Annotated in this window: 21 protein-coding genes and 3 tRNA genes; all 24 read left to right on the top strand. The window is 58.9% G+C overall.

Annotation, left to right across the window (positions count from 1 at the left end; translation table 11 throughout):
• Window positions 1-64: 64 nt before the first annotated feature.
• The 24 genes from EH231_RS18005 (at window position 65) to EH231_RS17840 (ending at window position 15196) form a co-directional block, all read left to right on the top strand.
• Window positions 65-205 (top strand): hypothetical protein, encoded by a 141-nt coding sequence (locus EH231_RS18005; RefSeq protein WP_164481212.1) that lies wholly within the window; start codon window positions 65-67, stop codon window positions 203-205.
• Window positions 190-1053: a phosphoribosyltransferase family protein gene (locus tag EH231_RS18000; protein WP_124712977.1), complete on the top strand. Its 864-nt coding sequence runs from the start codon at window positions 190-192 to the stop codon at window positions 1051-1053. The genes EH231_RS18005 and EH231_RS18000 overlap by 16 nt, the downstream gene beginning before the upstream one ends.
• Window positions 1050-2534 (top strand): nicotinate phosphoribosyltransferase, encoded by a 1485-nt coding sequence (locus tag EH231_RS17995; protein WP_124712976.1) that lies wholly within the window; start codon window positions 1050-1052, stop codon window positions 2532-2534. Before EH231_RS18000 ends, EH231_RS17995 begins: the two co-directional genes overlap by 4 nt.
• A gap of 86 nt (window positions 2535-2620) precedes the next feature.
• On the top strand, window positions 2621-3547 hold the full coding sequence (locus EH231_RS17990) for a phosphatase domain-containing protein (RefSeq protein ID WP_124712975.1): 927 nt from the start codon (window positions 2621-2623) through the stop codon (window positions 3545-3547).
• A 114-nt stretch (window positions 3548-3661) separates the two neighbouring features.
• The gene (locus EH231_RS17985; protein WP_206429592.1) at window positions 3662-3844 is read left to right on the top strand and encodes a hypothetical protein; all 183 of its coding nucleotides are present in this window, start codon (window positions 3662-3664) and stop codon (window positions 3842-3844) included.
• A gap of 520 nt (window positions 3845-4364) precedes the next feature.
• Entirely contained in the window at window positions 4365-4661 is a 297-nt protein-coding gene (locus tag EH231_RS17975; RefSeq protein ID WP_124712973.1) for a WhiB family transcriptional regulator, read from the top strand.
• A complete protein-coding gene (locus tag EH231_RS17970; protein ID WP_124712972.1) occupies window positions 4662-5066 on the top strand; it encodes a WhiB family transcriptional regulator in 405 nt (134 codons plus the stop codon).
• Complete coding sequence (locus tag EH231_RS17965; protein WP_124712971.1) at window positions 5056-5292, top strand: hypothetical protein; 237 nt, start codon at window positions 5056-5058, stop codon at window positions 5290-5292. Before EH231_RS17970 ends, EH231_RS17965 begins: the two co-directional genes overlap by 11 nt.
• 631 nt (window positions 5293-5923) lie before the next feature.
• Window positions 5924-6313, top strand: coding sequence for a single-stranded DNA-binding protein (gene ssb / locus EH231_RS17955; RefSeq protein ID WP_124712969.1), 390 nt, complete (start codon window positions 5924-5926; stop codon window positions 6311-6313).
• A 346-nt stretch (window positions 6314-6659) separates the two neighbouring features.
• Window positions 6660-6962: a hypothetical protein gene (locus EH231_RS17945; protein WP_124712967.1), complete on the top strand. Its 303-nt coding sequence runs from the start codon at window positions 6660-6662 to the stop codon at window positions 6960-6962.
• Window positions 6962-8260, top strand: a complete 1299-nt coding sequence (locus EH231_RS17940) for an RNA ligase family protein (protein ID WP_124712966.1) — start codon at window positions 6962-6964, stop codon at window positions 8258-8260. The genes EH231_RS17945 and EH231_RS17940 overlap by 1 nt, the downstream gene beginning before the upstream one ends.
• Before the next feature lie 10 nt (window positions 8261-8270).
• Window positions 8271-8459 carry a hypothetical protein gene (locus EH231_RS17935; RefSeq protein WP_124712965.1) on the top strand — a complete coding sequence of 63 codons (189 nt, stop codon included), beginning with the start codon at window positions 8271-8273 and terminating at the stop codon, window positions 8457-8459.
• On the top strand, window positions 8456-9145 hold the full coding sequence (locus EH231_RS17930; RefSeq protein WP_206429591.1) for a Clp protease ClpP: 690 nt from the start codon (window positions 8456-8458) through the stop codon (window positions 9143-9145). Before EH231_RS17935 ends, EH231_RS17930 begins: the two co-directional genes overlap by 4 nt.
• A 12-nt stretch (window positions 9146-9157) precedes the next feature.
• Complete coding sequence (locus tag EH231_RS17925) at window positions 9158-9586, top strand: hypothetical protein (protein ID WP_124712964.1); 429 nt, start codon at window positions 9158-9160, stop codon at window positions 9584-9586.
• Window positions 9587-9692: 106 nt separating this feature from the next.
• On the top strand, window positions 9693-9932 hold the full coding sequence (locus tag EH231_RS17915; protein WP_124712962.1) for a hypothetical protein: 240 nt from the start codon (window positions 9693-9695) through the stop codon (window positions 9930-9932).
• 378 nt (window positions 9933-10310) lie between these two features.
• The gene (locus tag EH231_RS34805) at window positions 10311-10724 is read left to right on the top strand and encodes an HNH endonuclease (RefSeq protein WP_124712960.1); all 414 of its coding nucleotides are present in this window, start codon (window positions 10311-10313) and stop codon (window positions 10722-10724) included.
• Window positions 10725-10820: 96 nt separating this feature from the next.
• A complete protein-coding gene (locus tag EH231_RS17900; RefSeq protein WP_124712959.1) occupies window positions 10821-11081 on the top strand; it encodes a DUF7427 family protein in 261 nt (86 codons plus the stop codon).
• Window positions 11056-11469, top strand: coding sequence for a hypothetical protein (locus EH231_RS34340; protein ID WP_124712958.1), 414 nt, complete (start codon window positions 11056-11058; stop codon window positions 11467-11469). Before EH231_RS17900 ends, EH231_RS34340 begins: the two co-directional genes overlap by 26 nt.
• Window positions 11466-12251, top strand: coding sequence for a ribonuclease H-like domain-containing protein (locus tag EH231_RS17890; RefSeq protein ID WP_124712957.1), 786 nt, complete (start codon window positions 11466-11468; stop codon window positions 12249-12251). Before EH231_RS34340 ends, EH231_RS17890 begins: the two co-directional genes overlap by 4 nt.
• A 980-nt stretch (window positions 12252-13231) precedes the next feature.
• Window positions 13232-13450, top strand: a complete 219-nt coding sequence (locus EH231_RS17870) for a hypothetical protein (protein ID WP_124712954.1) — start codon at window positions 13232-13234, stop codon at window positions 13448-13450.
• Window positions 13451-13545: 95 nt separating this feature from the next.
• Complete coding sequence (locus EH231_RS17865) at window positions 13546-13800, top strand: hypothetical protein (protein ID WP_124712953.1); 255 nt, start codon at window positions 13546-13548, stop codon at window positions 13798-13800.
• A gap of 485 nt (window positions 13801-14285) precedes the next feature.
• Window positions 14286-14358 (top strand) — tRNA-Thr (locus EH231_RS17855).
• A 483-nt stretch (window positions 14359-14841) separates the two neighbouring features.
• A tRNA-Pro gene (locus EH231_RS17845) sits at window positions 14842-14915 on the top strand.
• Between the two features lie 208 nt (window positions 14916-15123).
• Window positions 15124-15196: transfer RNA gene (locus tag EH231_RS17840), tRNA-Trp, on the top strand.
• Window positions 15197-15218 lie beyond the last annotated feature (22 nt).

The raw sequence follows: 15218 nt of genomic DNA, 5'->3' as shown, positions 1-15218 counted from the left end.
GGATGCCGCCACGGTGCTTGTGAGCGCTGCGAGGGCGGTTACGACGACGAGGAGGACTACCCGCGTGACTAATTCTGACGAGGACTACGAGAACCCGATAGGGGAAGTGCTGGACGACGAGACCGTGGACGAGCTTGCTAAGTCACACCTGGTCTACAACATTTCCAAGTTTCTAGGGCTGGGGGGCAAGTGGCCGTTCATCTAAAGGTCTATGCGGAGAAACTAGGCACCATTAACGCGGCTGCGGAGCCGTTCAAGTTCCCCGGCGGGGAGCTGCACCTTAAGAACATGTTGTCGCCTCTGGACTTGGAGGGCGTGACGTGGATTGCGGACGTTCGGGGCGCGAGTACGGACGACCTGGTAACCGCGCTGTTGCTGGCCGACCACGCTGCGCAACAGGGCCAGGCGTTCGTGTTGTTCCTGCCGTACCTTCCGGCTGCCCGCGCGGACCGGGGGACGCCGTTCGGTCTGCGGGTGTATGCGGACATGATCAACAACTGCGCGTATGCGGAGCACGTCATTGTCATTGACCCGCATTCGCCGGTCGCTAACCGGCTGGTCAGGAACATCTGTCCGCTTGATCCTCTGCCCCTGCTGAATAGGGCGTTAGAGAGCCAGGGGCACTGGCGGTATGACGGCATCATCGCGCCAGATAAGGGCGCGAGGGATCGGGCCGAGGCGGTCGCTAAGGAATACGGGCTGGACCTGTATGTGGCCGAGAAGGACCGCGACTTTGACACCGGCCAGATTTACGAAATTAAGGTGCCCAACCTGCCCAAGAGTGGGAAGTACCTGGTAGTTGACGATATCTGCGACGGCGGTAGCACTTTCCTAATGCTGTCGCATGACACGTTCCTCCCTAAGGAGAATATCGACCTGTGGGTTACCCACGGCATCTTCTCTGGGGCCGCTACCAATCTGCGCAATTACTACGGGCGCATTATGACGACAGACTCTCACCCCGGCCATAACCGAGTGGGTGTCGCTACGTCGATTGTGCCGACATTTACCTACATGCACCAGGCAATGGTTGACCTTAAGGGGATAGGGTGAGCACGAAATTTGCGCCGGTCGCGGCGCTATTCGAGACGGACGCGTACAAGCTGGGCCACGTCGACCAGTACGCGCTTAGCGGCGACGTGACGCGGGTCTACTCCAATTACACCAACCGCAAGTCTCGGCTGCCGGGCGTCGATAAGGTCGTCCATTTCGGGTTGCAGGCTTACATCGCTAAGCACCTGATGGAGGCTTTCGAACCGTTCTTCGCGGCTAAGGAGAATGAGGTTGCAGCGCTTTACGAGGAGCGCGTTGCTCAGATTCTCGGGCCGGATGTAGCCCACTCGATTGGGTCGGACCATATTCGGCAGTTGCATGGGCTGGGGTTCCTGCCGCTGCGGTTCTGCGCGGTGCCTGAGGGGACGCTAGTGCCTATCGGGGTGCCGTCGTTCACGGTGGAGAACACCCACGAGTCGTTCTACTGGCTGACCAACTACATCGAGACCGGCCTTAGCGCCGGGGTGTGGCAGGCCAGCACGAGCGCGACCATCGCTAAGCAGTACCGGCGGGTGCTTGAGAGCGCGGCTCTGCGGACCGGTGCGGACCTGGCGGGCGTCGACTGGCAGTGCCATGACTTCTCATACCGGGGCATGTCGTCGCATGAGAGCGCGGCGGCGTCGGGCGCGGCTCATCTGCTGAGCTTTACCGGTACGGACTCGCTGGTGTCGCTGGATTGGATCGACCGCTACTACGGCGGCGATTACGTGGCGGGGTCAGTTCCGGCTACCGAGCATTCGGTTATGTGTACCGGCATTGAGACGGTCGGGGAGCTTGAGACGTTTAAGCGGCTGCTGGACCTGTACCCGTCCGGCATCGTTAGCGTTGTCAGTGACACGTTCGATCTTTGGCGCGTGCTGAATACTTATTTGCCGACCCTGCGCAAGGAAATCATGGCGCGGGACGGCAAGCTGGTGATCCGGCCCGACTCTGGCGATCCAGAGAAGATCATTTGTGGCGATACAGACGCGCCAGTTTCCTCTAACGAGTGGATGGGCGTGCTGGGGCTGCTCTACGAGCACTTCGGCGGCAAGAAAAACGCTGCCGGGTTCATTGAGCTTGATCCGCACGTCGGTGTGATTTACGGCGACTCAATCACGGTTGAGCGCGCTGCGAGCATCACTGCGCGTATGGAGAAGCTGGGCTACGCGTCGTCCAACGTGGTGTTTGGCGTCGGGTCGTACACGTACCAGTACAACACCCGCGACACGTTCGGGTCCGCGATGAAAGCGACGTGGGCTGAGGTCGACGGCAAGGGTTACAACCTGCTCAAGAATCCGGTGACCGACGACGGGACCAAGAAGTCCGCTACGGGCCGGTTGTCGGTGTTGGAGAACATCTGGGGCGATCTGGCGCTCAAGCAGAACGCCACGATTGAGGACGAGAAGGCGAGCTTGCTCCGTCCTGTGTGGGAGAACGGAAAGTTCCTAGGCCGGCAGTCGTTTGCGCAGGTCAGAGACGTTCTAGCGCGTCAGAGGTAGGTGAGGGTGTCCGACTTTTCGGACACTTTCGCATGTTTCCGGAGTACACGTGTTGTACTTGAAAGCGAGCAAGAGAGGGGGTCGGAATGACGACCTTATGGGCGATGCGGGGTTACCCCGGCTCTGGTAAGTCCACCAGGGCGCGTGAAATCGCTGATGAGAACGGCGCGGTTGTTGTATGCCGCGACGATCTGCGCTACATGCTTCATGGCACGTATTTCTCGGGCGTGAAAGAGCGCGAGGATGAGGTAACGGTAGTTGAGCGTGCGCAGGTTAGCGCACTGCTTAAGGCCGGTATCTCCGTGGTGGTCGACGCTACCCACTTGGAGCCGTCTTATCTGCGTAAGTGGGCGAAGATGGCGAGCATGTACGGCGCGAATTTCGAGCGTGTCGACGTGCTCACTCCCGCTTCGTACTGCATCGTGCGGGACTTTAAGCGCGGCGAGGCTGGCGAGCGCTCGGTGGGTGCCGAAGTGATTAACCGGATGGCTAAGCGTCACCCGATTAAGAACTGGCCGAATATTCAGGCTCCCCCGTCGTTCGACCCTAAGCCGGTCGAGTGGATTGAGGGTCTGCCGGAGGCCATCATCGTTGATATCGACGGCACGGTGGCGCACATGGCGGGCCGGTCGCCGTTCGACTACACGCAGGTCCACACCGACGTGGTTGATGAGCAGATTCGGTGGCTGGTCGGCCTGGTGGACTACTACGGCGGTCCGAACGGTGTCCACGTGCTGATCGTGTCGGGCCGGGACGACTCGTGCCGGGTGGCGACTCAGGAATGGTTGTGGAAGAACGCCATTCCTTACGACGAGCTGCACATGCGGCCTACCGGCGCTAAGGATGAGCACGGTAACAAGCTGCCGGATTACCTGGTCAAGTACGACCTGTTCGACCAGAACATTCGCGGCAAGTACAACGTGCGCTTTGTGCTGGACGACCGGGACCAGGTTGTGAACCTGTGGCGGTCGCTGGGCCTTAAGTGCCTGCAAGTGCAGCCGGGGGACTTCTAATGCTCGGCCTGGTGATCTTCGGGTTCGTGGCAGTCGTAGTGGTCATTGTCTTAGCGCGGGCAATCAAGGCGATGGACACCTACGTGGATGAGCTTTATTCCGAGGAGGGGCCTGATGGCGACCATTAGCATCACGCCAGCCGGGGCGACGTTCCCGGTGCCGGGCACTAACGCAGTCGTTAAGTACGACGCAAAGAAGCGTGTGCTTGAGGTTGCCGGGCTGGACTGGCTAGACAGGGTTGTTCAGACCCGCGACTGCAACGCAGAAGTGCAGGAATTGCGCATCGAGTTTCAGTAAATGACTTGGATGGGTGCGTTAAAGGGTGGTTGACCCTATCCCAAGGCGGGATGGTTCCCATGACGCCCCAAGCCTGGCCCAAGACCCGAATCGAAGCGGAGAGGTCTGTGCTGCGCACCCATCTAACTAACTTTCCCCCTCCCCTAACGGGGGATGGTTTTGGAGCACCTGCTAGTAGCGCCTTTCAAACGGCCACCAATGACCGCCAACGATCAGCGGCGCGCACATTGGGCAGTGGTCCGAAAGGCTAAGCAAGAGGTAGGGGACGTGGTGGCCCTACTGGCACGGCGGGCGGGCATTAAGGACTTAGGTCCGTCCGTCGTGTCATTCCTCTGGTACACGCCCACTCGGCGCGCTACCGATTCCGATTCGCTTGGCCCTTTTGTTAAGGGTGCCTTAGACGGATTGGTGAAGGCTGACGTTTGGCCTGACGACAACTCTAAGTACGTCAAACAGACACGGATGGCAGTAACGGACTCGGATACGAAAAATCCACGGATTGAGATAAGGATTTGGGAAGTTGGCGAAACCGGAATCGAACTGGCGGGAGCTTGCGACCTGCCAGTTCATTGACCCCGAAATGTTCTTCCCGCTTAAGGGTGGATCGACAGAAGCGCCTAAGCGCGTCTGCAACACCATGTGCGACGTGCGGGAGCAGTGCCTAGAGGCCGCGATGCGTGAGGAATACGGCATGTGCAAAACCTTGCGCTTCGGAATCCGAGGCGGGTTAGTGCCGGACAGTCGGTACGCGCTGGCTGTGGAGCGCGGCGAGTTCGTCGGTAAGAGCGAGTGGGAAATTCACGGAGAGGCTGCGTAAGTGTATTCAGTCAACCAGCGTGTAGGTGTTGAAATGCGGTTCCACGCTAATGCGATTAATCGCGGAAGTGCGTTCAGCATTCCCGTCACCAATGTAAGCGGTGTGCGCAGCAAGCTTATCCCTGAACTGGATATTCCTGATCTGCCGGGAGCGGCCTGCAAAGGGACTGTCATCGACGCTGACGACGACCCGTTCTTTCCTAAGGCGGGGGCTGGCGGGCGTAAGCAGGTCGCGGAGGCCCGCGTCGTATGCAACGGCTGCCCGGCTAAACGGAAGTGCCTAGACGCGGCGCTCGATTGGGACCGCGCACACCCTGACTATTTCGACCGCACGCAAGGCGTTTGGGGCGGAACCACGGAAGCGGAGCGCCGGGAAATCCTTAAGGAGGAAAGCAATGCGGCTTAAGGCCAGTATCAAGCTCAAGTGTGGCGTGTTGGACTACGCGTTCACGTTCGCTAACGGCGGCGAGTACCACTCGGTAAGGGTCGCTCAGGGCTGTTCAAATGCTGTCTGGTATTCGCTGCATGAGACGCCGGGCGAGGTTATTAACGTCTTGGTGCCTTACCGGGACGATACCCCTGAGGTAGCAGACCTGATCCGCTGGCTGTCCCAGTTTCCGCACGATGCGTAGGCGGCGTAAGCCGCGCCGGAACTGGCGGCGGTTCCTGGCTGACCTATTCGATGGATTCCTAGAAGGGTTGATCGACGCATGGGACTAGCGGAACGCTGCCGGGCAGGGCGCAGGTGTGTCAGTCGCACTCCGGACGGCCCGGCGTTGGTGTCGCTCCGTCCGCTGTGCGACGGCTGCGTTAAGGACATTCAGAAGTGCCTAGATGAACTCCCGACTTATTCCGACTTGCTCGAAACATATAAGGGCTACGTGCCCGGTTCGGTGGGGCAGTCGAAAGTCAGTTCGTCGGCAGAGCCTAAGGCTCCGTTAAACCTGACGGTCGTTGATCTGATCGGCCAGATTCGCGCGGTAATTCAGCGCGCGCAGGGGTACGAGGTATGTGACCTAATCACGTTTAACTACGGCTTAGACGTGGCGCTCGATATCCGTTCGGTGCATTCAAAGGCTGACGGGATTATCGGGCTGCAAAGGGTGTGGGAGCGGAGGCGCGTCCCATGTCCTGAGTGCGCTTTACCCACTCTCGGGGGATGGGTGGGCGAGGACCGCATTTACTGCACTAACGCGGATTGCGGGAACGTCTTAACGAAAGCGCAGTACGAAGATTATTGCGAAATGAAATCAAAGGAGAAACGTGCCAAACGCTGAAATTACGATTCAGGGCAACCTTACCGCTGATCCGGAATTGCGGTTCCTTGAGTCGGGCGTGGCCGTCGCTCAGTTCTCGGTGGCTTCTACGCCTCGGGTTAAGAAGGGCGATGAGTGGGTGGACGGGGAGACGCTGTTCCTCCGTGCCACCGTGTGGCGCGAGCTGGCCGAGGGTGCGGCTGAGGCTCTGCGTAAGGGCGATTCGGTCGTGGTGATCGGCAAGCTCAAGCAGCGGTCGTTTGAGACCCGCGAGGGCGAGAAGCGGTCCGTGTTTGAAATCGACGGCGAGTTCGTCGGGAAGAACGTTCGTAAGCGTCGGGAGAACGGTGGCGGCGGCTATCAGTCTGCCGCGAGTAACGACGCTCCGGCCTGGTAGGCGAAATTTCCGGAGGTAGGGCTAGTGACCCTGGCCCTACCTCCCGGCCCGTAAGGATACGAAATGTCTCATGAGAAAACTTCCGTTGTGCTGCGAAAGATCGACAAGGCCGCGCGAGTGCGAGGGCTTAATTTCGAGATTCGACGGCCCGGCGGAAATCACACCATTTACGACTTAGACGGTTTGATGGTCACTATCCCTAATGGCACTAAGGTCACGCGGGTTGAGGCCACTTACCGGCAATTGCAGGACAAACTTGGAAAGGGCTGGTGGCGGCAGTGACGTGGCGCAAGGTTCTTAAGGTAATCGACCGGATTTTGTGGGGTGTTGAGGGGCGGTGGGTTAAGTGAGTGTGCTTGACGAAATCGCCGCTGAGCGCGCCCGGCAGGAGGCTAAGTGGGGTGAGCAGAACCACCCTGATATCACTGCCGATCTTGACTATCCGATCCTAAGCGGCGACTACTGTAAGCAGGTCACGGAGAGCCGTTCTGCGGTTGGGAAATGCACCTACACCGACATCCTCCTAGAGGAAGTCGCAGAAGCCGTTGATGAAGCTCGCTTAGGCGACAAGGAAAAGCTTCGCGTTGAACTGATCCAGGTGGCGGCTGTCGCCACTAAGTGGGTCGAGAAGCTAGATCGGGGTTACTGATGAGCTTTGATGCACCAGAGAGCGCAAACTACGCGGCGACAATCGTTAAGTTGCCACAGGGGCTTCTCCTGGAAGGTCTCGACAACCTGGTGGGCGTGCCCATGTTCGGCTACCAGGCGCTCACCCAGAAAGAGGGCTACGAGCTGGGCGCGCTGCGTGTGTTGTTCATGGCCGAGACTCAGCTTGACGCCGACTATGCGCGGGAAAACAACCTGTTCCGTGAGGCCACGCTGAACCGGGACGCCAGCGAGACCGGCTACCTAGAGCCGAATGCCCGCGTGAAGGCGCTCCGGCTGCGTAAGCACCAGTCAGACGCGCTGCTGATGCCGTTGTCGTCGCTGGCCTACACCGGCTACGACGTGTCGACGCTCAAGCCGGGCGATACGTTCGACAAGCTGAACGGCCACACGATCTGCCGCAAGTATGTGGCGAAGGGTAAGAAGCAGGCCACGCAGGGGCAGCCCAAGGTGCGTAAGCAGGTTGATGAGCGGCTGTTCCCGAAGCATCTGGACACGGAGCATCTGTTCCGGAACCTGCATTACTTCCGTGACCCTAAGCATGAAGTAGTGACGCAGAAGTTGCACGGCACGAGCTGGCGCGGCGGCAATATCCCGGTCAACCGCGACAAGGGTTGGTTTGAGCGGGTCGTTGTTAACAAGTGGCTGCGCATCGCTACGCCAGACGCCGAGTACCAGCACAGGTACGGCTCTCGGAACGTGGTTAAGGGCCGGTCGGAGAACAACCACTTCTACAAGTCCGACCTGTGGGCGAAGTTCGGCGAGAAGCTTGAGGGCAAGATTCCTGAGAACTTCATGATCTACGGCGAGCTTATCGGCTGGGTTAGCGAGGATGAGCCGATCCAGCGGGGCTACACCTACGACCTGCCGCCGGGGCAGTGTGAGCTTTACGTCTACCGCGTGGCGACCGTGAACCCTAAGGGTGTTATCGCGGACCTGTCATGGGAAGGCGTTAAGGACTTCTGCCGGACGCTGGAACTTAAGACGGTGCCGCAGTTGTGGTCCGGCTTTAGGTGGGTGCCGAGCGGTGAGGGTGAGGAATACGCCATTCGTGAGTATTCCGACAACTACCTAGACATTCGGTTGGCCGAGGCTCCGGATGCGGGCGAGTTCGATGAGTCTCCGGTGCCGTTGAGTGACCGTAAGACGGTTGACGAGGGTGTCTGCGTTCGTATCGAGGGCCAGATTCCGCGCGTCTTTAAGGCGAAGTCGCCGAAGTTCCTTGAGCACGAGACTAAGCAGTTGGATAAGGGAGAGGTTGACCTTGAGTCGGTGGCGTAAAGCCGCAGGGGTGGTCGCAGTCCTGGCAGCTTTCGGGCTGTCGGGCTGCGCCTCCAACATTCAGGATAAGCAGACCTACGGCGGTGATGCCGAGTCTGGTGCCCAGTATTGGGATGGCTACCTAAAGACGCGCAAGGGCGAAAAGTTCTGCGTGTTCTACGACCGGGGCCTGAGTTGCGATTGGAGCAATACTAAGTGAGCATTGGTGCAGACGACGTTCTGATTAAGAGCACCGACCCGTTTAAGGCCCCGTTCAAGGCGGCTAAGCTGCGCGAGGCGCAGGCTAAGGCTGAACTTGCGGAGTTGCAGACGGCGCAGGCGAAGCGCGCAGAGCGTCATTTCCAGGCGACCGACGATATGGTTCACCAGCACTATTTCATCGGCGGCGTGGACTCTAAGAACGTCGCTGAGTGCGCGCAGCACCTTGAGTTCTGGCACCGGCTGGACCCGACGTGCGACATGAACATCGAGATTCACTCCGGCGGCGGTTCCGCGCTGGCGGGCCTGAGCTTGTTTGACAACCTGACGCGCTACAGCTTGAGCGGCGGCGGGCAGCACAAGGTGACCATGACTGTCCGTGGCCTGGCCGCGAGCATGGCGACTGTGCTGGTGCAGGCTGCCGACGAGCGGGTTATCGGCCCTGAGTCGTTCTTCATGGTTCACGAGCTGTCCGGCCAGACGGCGGGCAAGATCGGTGAGCTTGAGGACACGATGGCGTTCTACCGGAAGCTGAATACGCGTATCGGTGAGATTTACGTCGAGCGGTCCGGCGGCAAGTGCTCTGCCGAGCAGTTCGCGGCGCTGTGGACGCGCCAGGACGTGTGGCTTACCGCTCAGGAGGCTTTCAATCTGGGCTTTGTCGACCGGATTGAGGGGTGGTTCTAAGTGGAGTACGGGATGAGCGCGGCTGACGCGGCATACCGGGACGCTGCTAAGGCTCCCACGTTGACGCTGAATGGCCGTAAGGCTGGGCACGCGGTGCAGCCGCATGAGGTGGCCCGCTCGCAGGTGTTGCCGACCGAGCAGGGGACCGGTGAGGTACTGACCCTCACTGCCGCTGAGACGAAGGCCGCGCGTAAGGCCATCGGCCAGGTCCACGCCAACATGGACGTGAAGCTGCAAGCCGTGCTGGACGCCATTAACCACGTGCGGACTCACGATCCGGTGGGGACGCTGCGTAAGAACAGCAAGGGCGTGTACGCGTTCTCATTCGAGCCGGGGAAGTGGCTGCTTATCGACGTGGATAAGCCTGCGTACCGGTCGGTGGAGACGCCTGCCGATAACGCGGCCATTCAGAACTCTTGGGAGCTGGTGGTTTCCGGCTAGTGGTCAATTACCTGTCGGGGTTGTTCGTGGGCGCGGTCGTTGGGGCCGCGCTCACGCTCTACCTCTTCGCCAGCGGCAAGTTCTCAATCACTCCCGAGGAGGACTAGTGAGCTACACATTGCTAGCGGGGTCGGCTAACGGCTTGGCCCTGGTTAGCCATCCGGACGGCGGGGTGTTCCGCTACAACTTTGGGCGTCCGGACGGCATCATCTTCTACCAGAACGCGGACCACGCGGAGGCGTTCAGTCCTGGTGAGCATCTGCTCTGGGATTACTACGGTCGCAAGTTCGACAAGCTCGATGAGCTGCGGGTCTGGTGGGCTTACGAGCGTACGGGCGGTGGCTAAGTGGCCGTGGCCTGCGGACACTAAGGACGACCGGTACCGCAGGATCATTGACCACTACCGGTCAGCCCTAGCGGATATTGACCTAGAGGCGTGCCTGGTAGTCGATAAGAAGATGGCAGAGTACGGGCAGCCGTGGGTGTCTGATAACTCGATTATCGACGTGAACGAAATGCTGAGCGCTAAGCAACTGTCTGAGCGGTTCGGCATTTCGGAGTGGGACGTGAGGAACTGGGCTAAGCGTCATCCGGACAAGATCAGGCGGCATAAAGCTGCTAACGGTCGGACGTTATTTCGCGTCGGGGACGTGCTCACTTTCCATGCGACCCGCTAGGGAACTCTTGGTCATGATTTAATTAAAGAGGGGAAAGTTGTACCCAAATGTGGGCTGATATTCCTATTCCAGAACTTAAGGGGTATGAGGCCAGCGACCAGGGCAAGATTCGCGGTCCTCGCAAGGAACTGTCCGAGTGGGCAGACGAGCGGGGCTGCATGCGCGTTAAAGCGGCTGGGAGGCCGTGGGCGGTACACATGCTGGTCTTGCTGACGTTCGTCGGCCCTCGTCCACCTGGGGGTGCTCCACGGTGGCTTAATGGTGATCCCACAGATAACCGGCTGGTGAATCTGAAATGGCACACCGAGGATGAGCCAGAAGTTCTGACGCGGGTCAACCGTTGCCGTAATGGTCACGTGTACTCACGAGAAAACACAAAGGTATGGGGTTCGGGTCACCGGGTTTGCCTTGATTGCGAGAAGGGCGTCCCTAAGGTGATTCAGCTTCCGGAAGTGATTTAGCGCGCCCGTCGCACGCGAATGTGACGGTTCTGGCTGCGCTGAGGCGGGTGTCCTGGCGAGGGGTCGGGGCACCCGCCTTTCTCTTAAGGGGGTGCAGTGAAGCCATCTGACTATGCGTGGTTGGTGCTACTTTGCGCGATTGTCGGGTATGAGATTGCGGCACCGCCTGGCGAGCTTCTTAGTGAAGGCTGGGACCGCTACTTGCAGAGGTTTCCAATTGGTGGGCGTGTGCTGCCGTTGGTGCTTACCTTGCATGTGATTAATGCGCTGCCTGAACGCTATGACCCGGTTCACCGGTTGTCTGTGCTGTTCGCGGCGCTTGGGGGAAAAATTGACCGATCCAAAGGAAGTGCTTGAGCATCTAGCCGCCGAGAAGGCCGCTAAGGCAGTTAAGCGTGACGCTATCAATCCGAGTCATTACAAAGATGGCTGGTCGGACGGCGCAGAGCTGATCAGCATTACAGAGAACTTGACCAGCTCGGGCGGGCAGGCTGTGCAGTACATTGCGCGGTCGACGCGGCTGGACACCAGTAAGAACAAGGGTAAGAACACACTTGAGTGGATTGAGGACCTAGAGAAGGCTAAGTGGTTCCTTGACCGGGAGATTAAGCGTCTCCGGAGCAAGACCGCCATGCCGGTTAAGCCTATCGAGGTACGCAACGTTACGATTAATCACCCTGTCTATCCGGTTGATCTGGATGCGTACTACAGAAGCTTGGCTAAGCATCCTAAGGCGTTCGCGTGAGCGCCCGCGTCCTAATCCTGGACATTGAGACGCAGCGCGCCATTGTTGAGACGTTCGGCCTGTTCAAACAGTTCATTGGCATTGACCAGGTGCAAGTGCCTACACGTGTCCTGTGCTGGGCTGCTAAGTGGCGCGGTGAGGATCGCGTGATGTTCAAGGCCGCTTGGGACGACAACGACGAGGCCGCTTACCGAACCATGATGCAGGTGATGTGGGATGCGCTGGATAGCGCCGACATCGTTGTCACGTGGAACGGGGACCGCTTCGACTTGCAATGGCTTGAGGCTGAGTTCCTGCGCCTAGGCATGGGCCGTCCGCTGCCGTACAAGTCGGTTGACTTGATTAAGACGGTGCGCCGCTGGTTCAAGGGCGGGCTGATGAGCATGAAGCTCGATTGGTCGTCCCGCATGATCCTTAAGGACCGCAAGGTTCACCACGGAGGGAGTGACCTCTGGTGGGATATTAGGCACGGTACGCGGGCTGAGAAGCGCGCAGCGCAGAAGATTATGCGCGAGTACAACGAACATGACGTAGAGCTGACTGCCCGTCTGTTTGAGACGCACCTGCCTTACCGGACTGATCTGAACCTGGCCTTGTATGAGGACACGGTTGATGACGGTATTGAGCGTTGCGTTAAGTGCAATAGCGAAAACTTGAAGAAAGACGGCGTGAAGGCTTACGTCACTTCGGCGGGTATCTATCAGATGTACCGCTGCAAGGACTGTGGGGCGACTTCGCGCGGTAAGCGTATTCGGGGAACGACGGAATTGAGGCCGGTTTAATGAAGCCTGTAGCGCAGCCTAATATGCTGCACCAAGTGATTGTGGGCGCTCTGCTGGACAATAAGCAGGTGTATGTCCCTGCCCCTAAGGGTGTGGATGGTCCCGGTCATTGGCGGGGCACGTTGGCGAATAACGTGTCGGAGCTGAATATGGATCGCGCGGCTAAGCGGTGGCTTAAGTGACCGTGGTCGCGGACCATGCGGAGTTCATGCCCGGCGGCGAGCATTTCGGCTGCCGGGTCATGTCTCTGACACCGGAGGGGCCTTGGCAGTGTGTCGGTATGCACTGCGCGTTCTGCGGTAAGCCGTCCGGCCCGCAGGGTCATTACTCGTGTTGGGAGAAGAACCGTGAGCAAGGCGGCAGCCAGGTATCGGCAGGAGCTACGCCGGTCTAATGCGGCGGTCCCGCACCGTAACCGTTACCGGGAGTTTAAGAGTGGAAAGGGTCGACATGGGGAGGCCATAGCGGAGGGTTTGACCGACTGTGATTGTCATGCCCGCTTGATGCCGGGGTTGCACTGTTCGTGGTGCGATCCCGACGATAAGGGGGAATGTCGGTATGCCGGGGAATCTGCGGAAGAAGGGTGGGACTGGCAAGACTGAGCGTGATTATCTTAGGGCGCGTAACCGCGTGCTGAGGCAGTCTCAGATTTGCGCACTCCCAAGTTGCCGTAAGGCGATTGACCTAACTCTTAAGCCGGTCTGCCAGTTCGTGGATACGAGCAAGTACACGGTGGAGACGGCGCACTTGATTCCTTTGGACTGTGGCCCTGATTGCCGGGAGCTTAAGCATTATCGCAAGAGCAATCCGTGGGGTAAGTCCGCTAACCACAAGATCGCGGTGGCGTCGTTGCCGCCGGATTCACCACTGTTGGCGTCTGCTAAGAACCTTGAGCCTATGCACTTGAAGTGCAATCAGGAGCTTGGCGACGGCAAAAACGCTAAGCCTCGAAATAAGACTTCGAGAGATTGGTTCGCATAGTGTCGGATAATTCTTCGCCCGACGACCAGGGCAACATCATGGTCGGGGAGCTGCGCATCGTTCAGTACATTGACGGTGACGGCACCCTGAATACGGTTGACCTGTCTCAGGGGCCGGGGGGCGCTGAGCTTGAGGACGAGGCGTATTCGCAGTTGCTCGATTGGGGCCATGCGTTCACGTTGGCTCCGAAGGTTGCGGCGATTCTCGCTAATGAGTGAGGTTTACACGTCGGAGGTTTTCGCGCGTTGTGTGGCGTGTGATGATTCGATCCGGCTGGGCGATGAGGTTGTCGAGTTCGCGGGGGAGTTGTTTCATGCTGAGTGCGTCTGATAAGCAGTTCTTTTACCACGCTTGCCAGAGCGATATGACACCCAGCGCCATGAAGCGGTCGCTTGAGTCTGTGCAGTTCGTGGCCGATGACGCTGGTGTTGATATCTCGAATGAGAATGTTGAGCTGTGGGTTAAGCCGGGCCACTACCTAGTGGGCGTGTCGGTGAACTTTGACGACGCCGACGCGCGTTCGCATCGTGCCCAGATGGAAGCTGATGGATGGTCGCGCCGTGCCTAAGGTCAAGCGGCCTTGCGTGGCGTGCGGCAAGAGCGTTCCTACTGAGCGTTTCCATAAGCTGTATGGGCGTGGTTGGGGGAAGCTGTTTCATGTCGAGTGTGCGCCAAAGTAACTGGACTGATCACATGCGGTCCCTGCTGGGTGAGCAGGTGGTGGTGGTGCTAAACCGTGAGCCGCTGGCTACGGCGGTGGGTGAGCTGCTGTCGTATGACGAAGGCGGCGAGGTCGTTATACGAGACGACATGGGCTTTGTGCATTACTGCTGGCCCGCCCTTGAGGCTAGGGGGACTTCATGGAGTTCAAAGCTAAGTGCTGCGCGTCGGGCCATGACTGGTGCGATCCTTGCTGCGTGTGTGGGGAGCCGGAGGGCATTAACGAGCGACCTGATCTTGCGCCGCCGTCTAACCCGGTTCCGTCGCGGATAAAAAAGCGGAAGATTAACAATCCTTGGCCGACTGAGAATCGTTGGAAAGGGTAGCAGTAAGGCCACCTTAGCTCAGTTGGTAGAGCAGCGCCTTCGTAACGCGCAGGTCAGCGGTTCGACTCCGCTAGGTGGCTCGTGAGTGAGCAGAAGCCCACGGTTGGGCGTGTAGTGCATTATCAGGCGTATAGCACGCCTGAGGGTGAGTATCCGTTGGTGCCGCGTGCGGCAATCATTACTGCGGTTGACGTGGACCCTGAGTCCAGTAATGCGGCGGTGGTGTCATTGGCGGTGTTGAGTCCGACTGGACTGTTCTTTGATGAGTGGGTGCCGTGGTCACCTGTTCCGCAGGCGGGGTTTTGGAATTGGCCTCCGCGTGTATAACTAAATAGAGGAGATTATTGTGGGTTTGATTTCTGATCCGGTTGAGGTTGATCCGATTCAGGTTGGCCGGGATGAGCTTGGTTGGGTGCAGGAACTTCGGGACCGCAAGGCGTGGCCTAAGGCCGAAATTCCTGAGCAGGCTAAGAAGCCCGCGAAGGTCGGTAACGCGTAAGTTTCAACAGTCATTGCCAAGGCTATGCTCTCTGGGTTGAGCATCCTCAAACCGGCAATGCGATCTGGCTGTAGCTCAATTTGGTAGAGCGCTGGCTTTGGGTGCCAGGGGTTGCAGGTTCAAATCCTGCCAGCCAGACGATGCAGGTTACGAACCGCTTAAGGTGGGATAGATTATACGGTCCCGCACCTGCTTAAAGGGATTACCCCGCCTCACGGCGTGCGGCCCCTTCGGTTAGTCCACCGACTGAACGGCTAGGAGAGCGGGCATCACGATGGGGGTTGGTGTTGGTTGCGGTGATGCACGTAGATGAACAGGTTGGGCGCTGTCTCCGGTATAGCCCTATAGCTCGGTAGCTCAATTGGTAGAGCAGCGGTCTCCAAAGCCGCAGGTTCCCCGTTCAAGTCGGGGTCGGGTTGCAAATGGCATACATGCCGTGTA

Source organism: Mycolicibacterium nivoides, from assembly GCF_003855255.1.
Taxonomy (GTDB): Bacteria; Actinomycetota; Actinomycetes; order Mycobacteriales; family Mycobacteriaceae; genus Mycobacterium; species Mycobacterium nivoides.
This window is presented reverse-complemented; position numbering and strand designations above follow the sequence as displayed.

Bases quoted from the DNA above. Each gene is read 5' to 3' on its own strand.
- EH231_RS17940 (WP_124712966.1), top strand. From the start codon at position 6,962: ATGAGCTTTGATGCACCAGAGAGCGCAAACTACGCGGCGACAATCGTT.
- EH231_RS17865 (WP_124712953.1), top strand. From the start codon at position 13,546: ATGCTGAGTGCGTCTGATAAGCAGTTCTTTTACCACGCTTGCCAGAGC.
- EH231_RS17985 (WP_206429592.1), top strand. From the start codon at position 3,662: ATGGCGACCATTAGCATCACGCCAGCCGGGGCGACGTTCCCGGTGCCG.
- EH231_RS17965 (WP_124712971.1), top strand. From the start codon at position 5,056: ATGCGGCTTAAGGCCAGTATCAAGCTCAAGTGTGGCGTGTTGGACTAC.
- EH231_RS17925 (WP_124712964.1), top strand. From the start codon at position 9,158: ATGAGCGCGGCTGACGCGGCATACCGGGACGCTGCTAAGGCTCCCACG.
- EH231_RS17990 (WP_124712975.1), top strand. From the start codon at position 2,621: ATGACGACCTTATGGGCGATGCGGGGTTACCCCGGCTCTGGTAAGTCC.
- EH231_RS34805 (WP_124712960.1), top strand. From the start codon at position 10,311: ATGTGGGCTGATATTCCTATTCCAGAACTTAAGGGGTATGAGGCCAGC.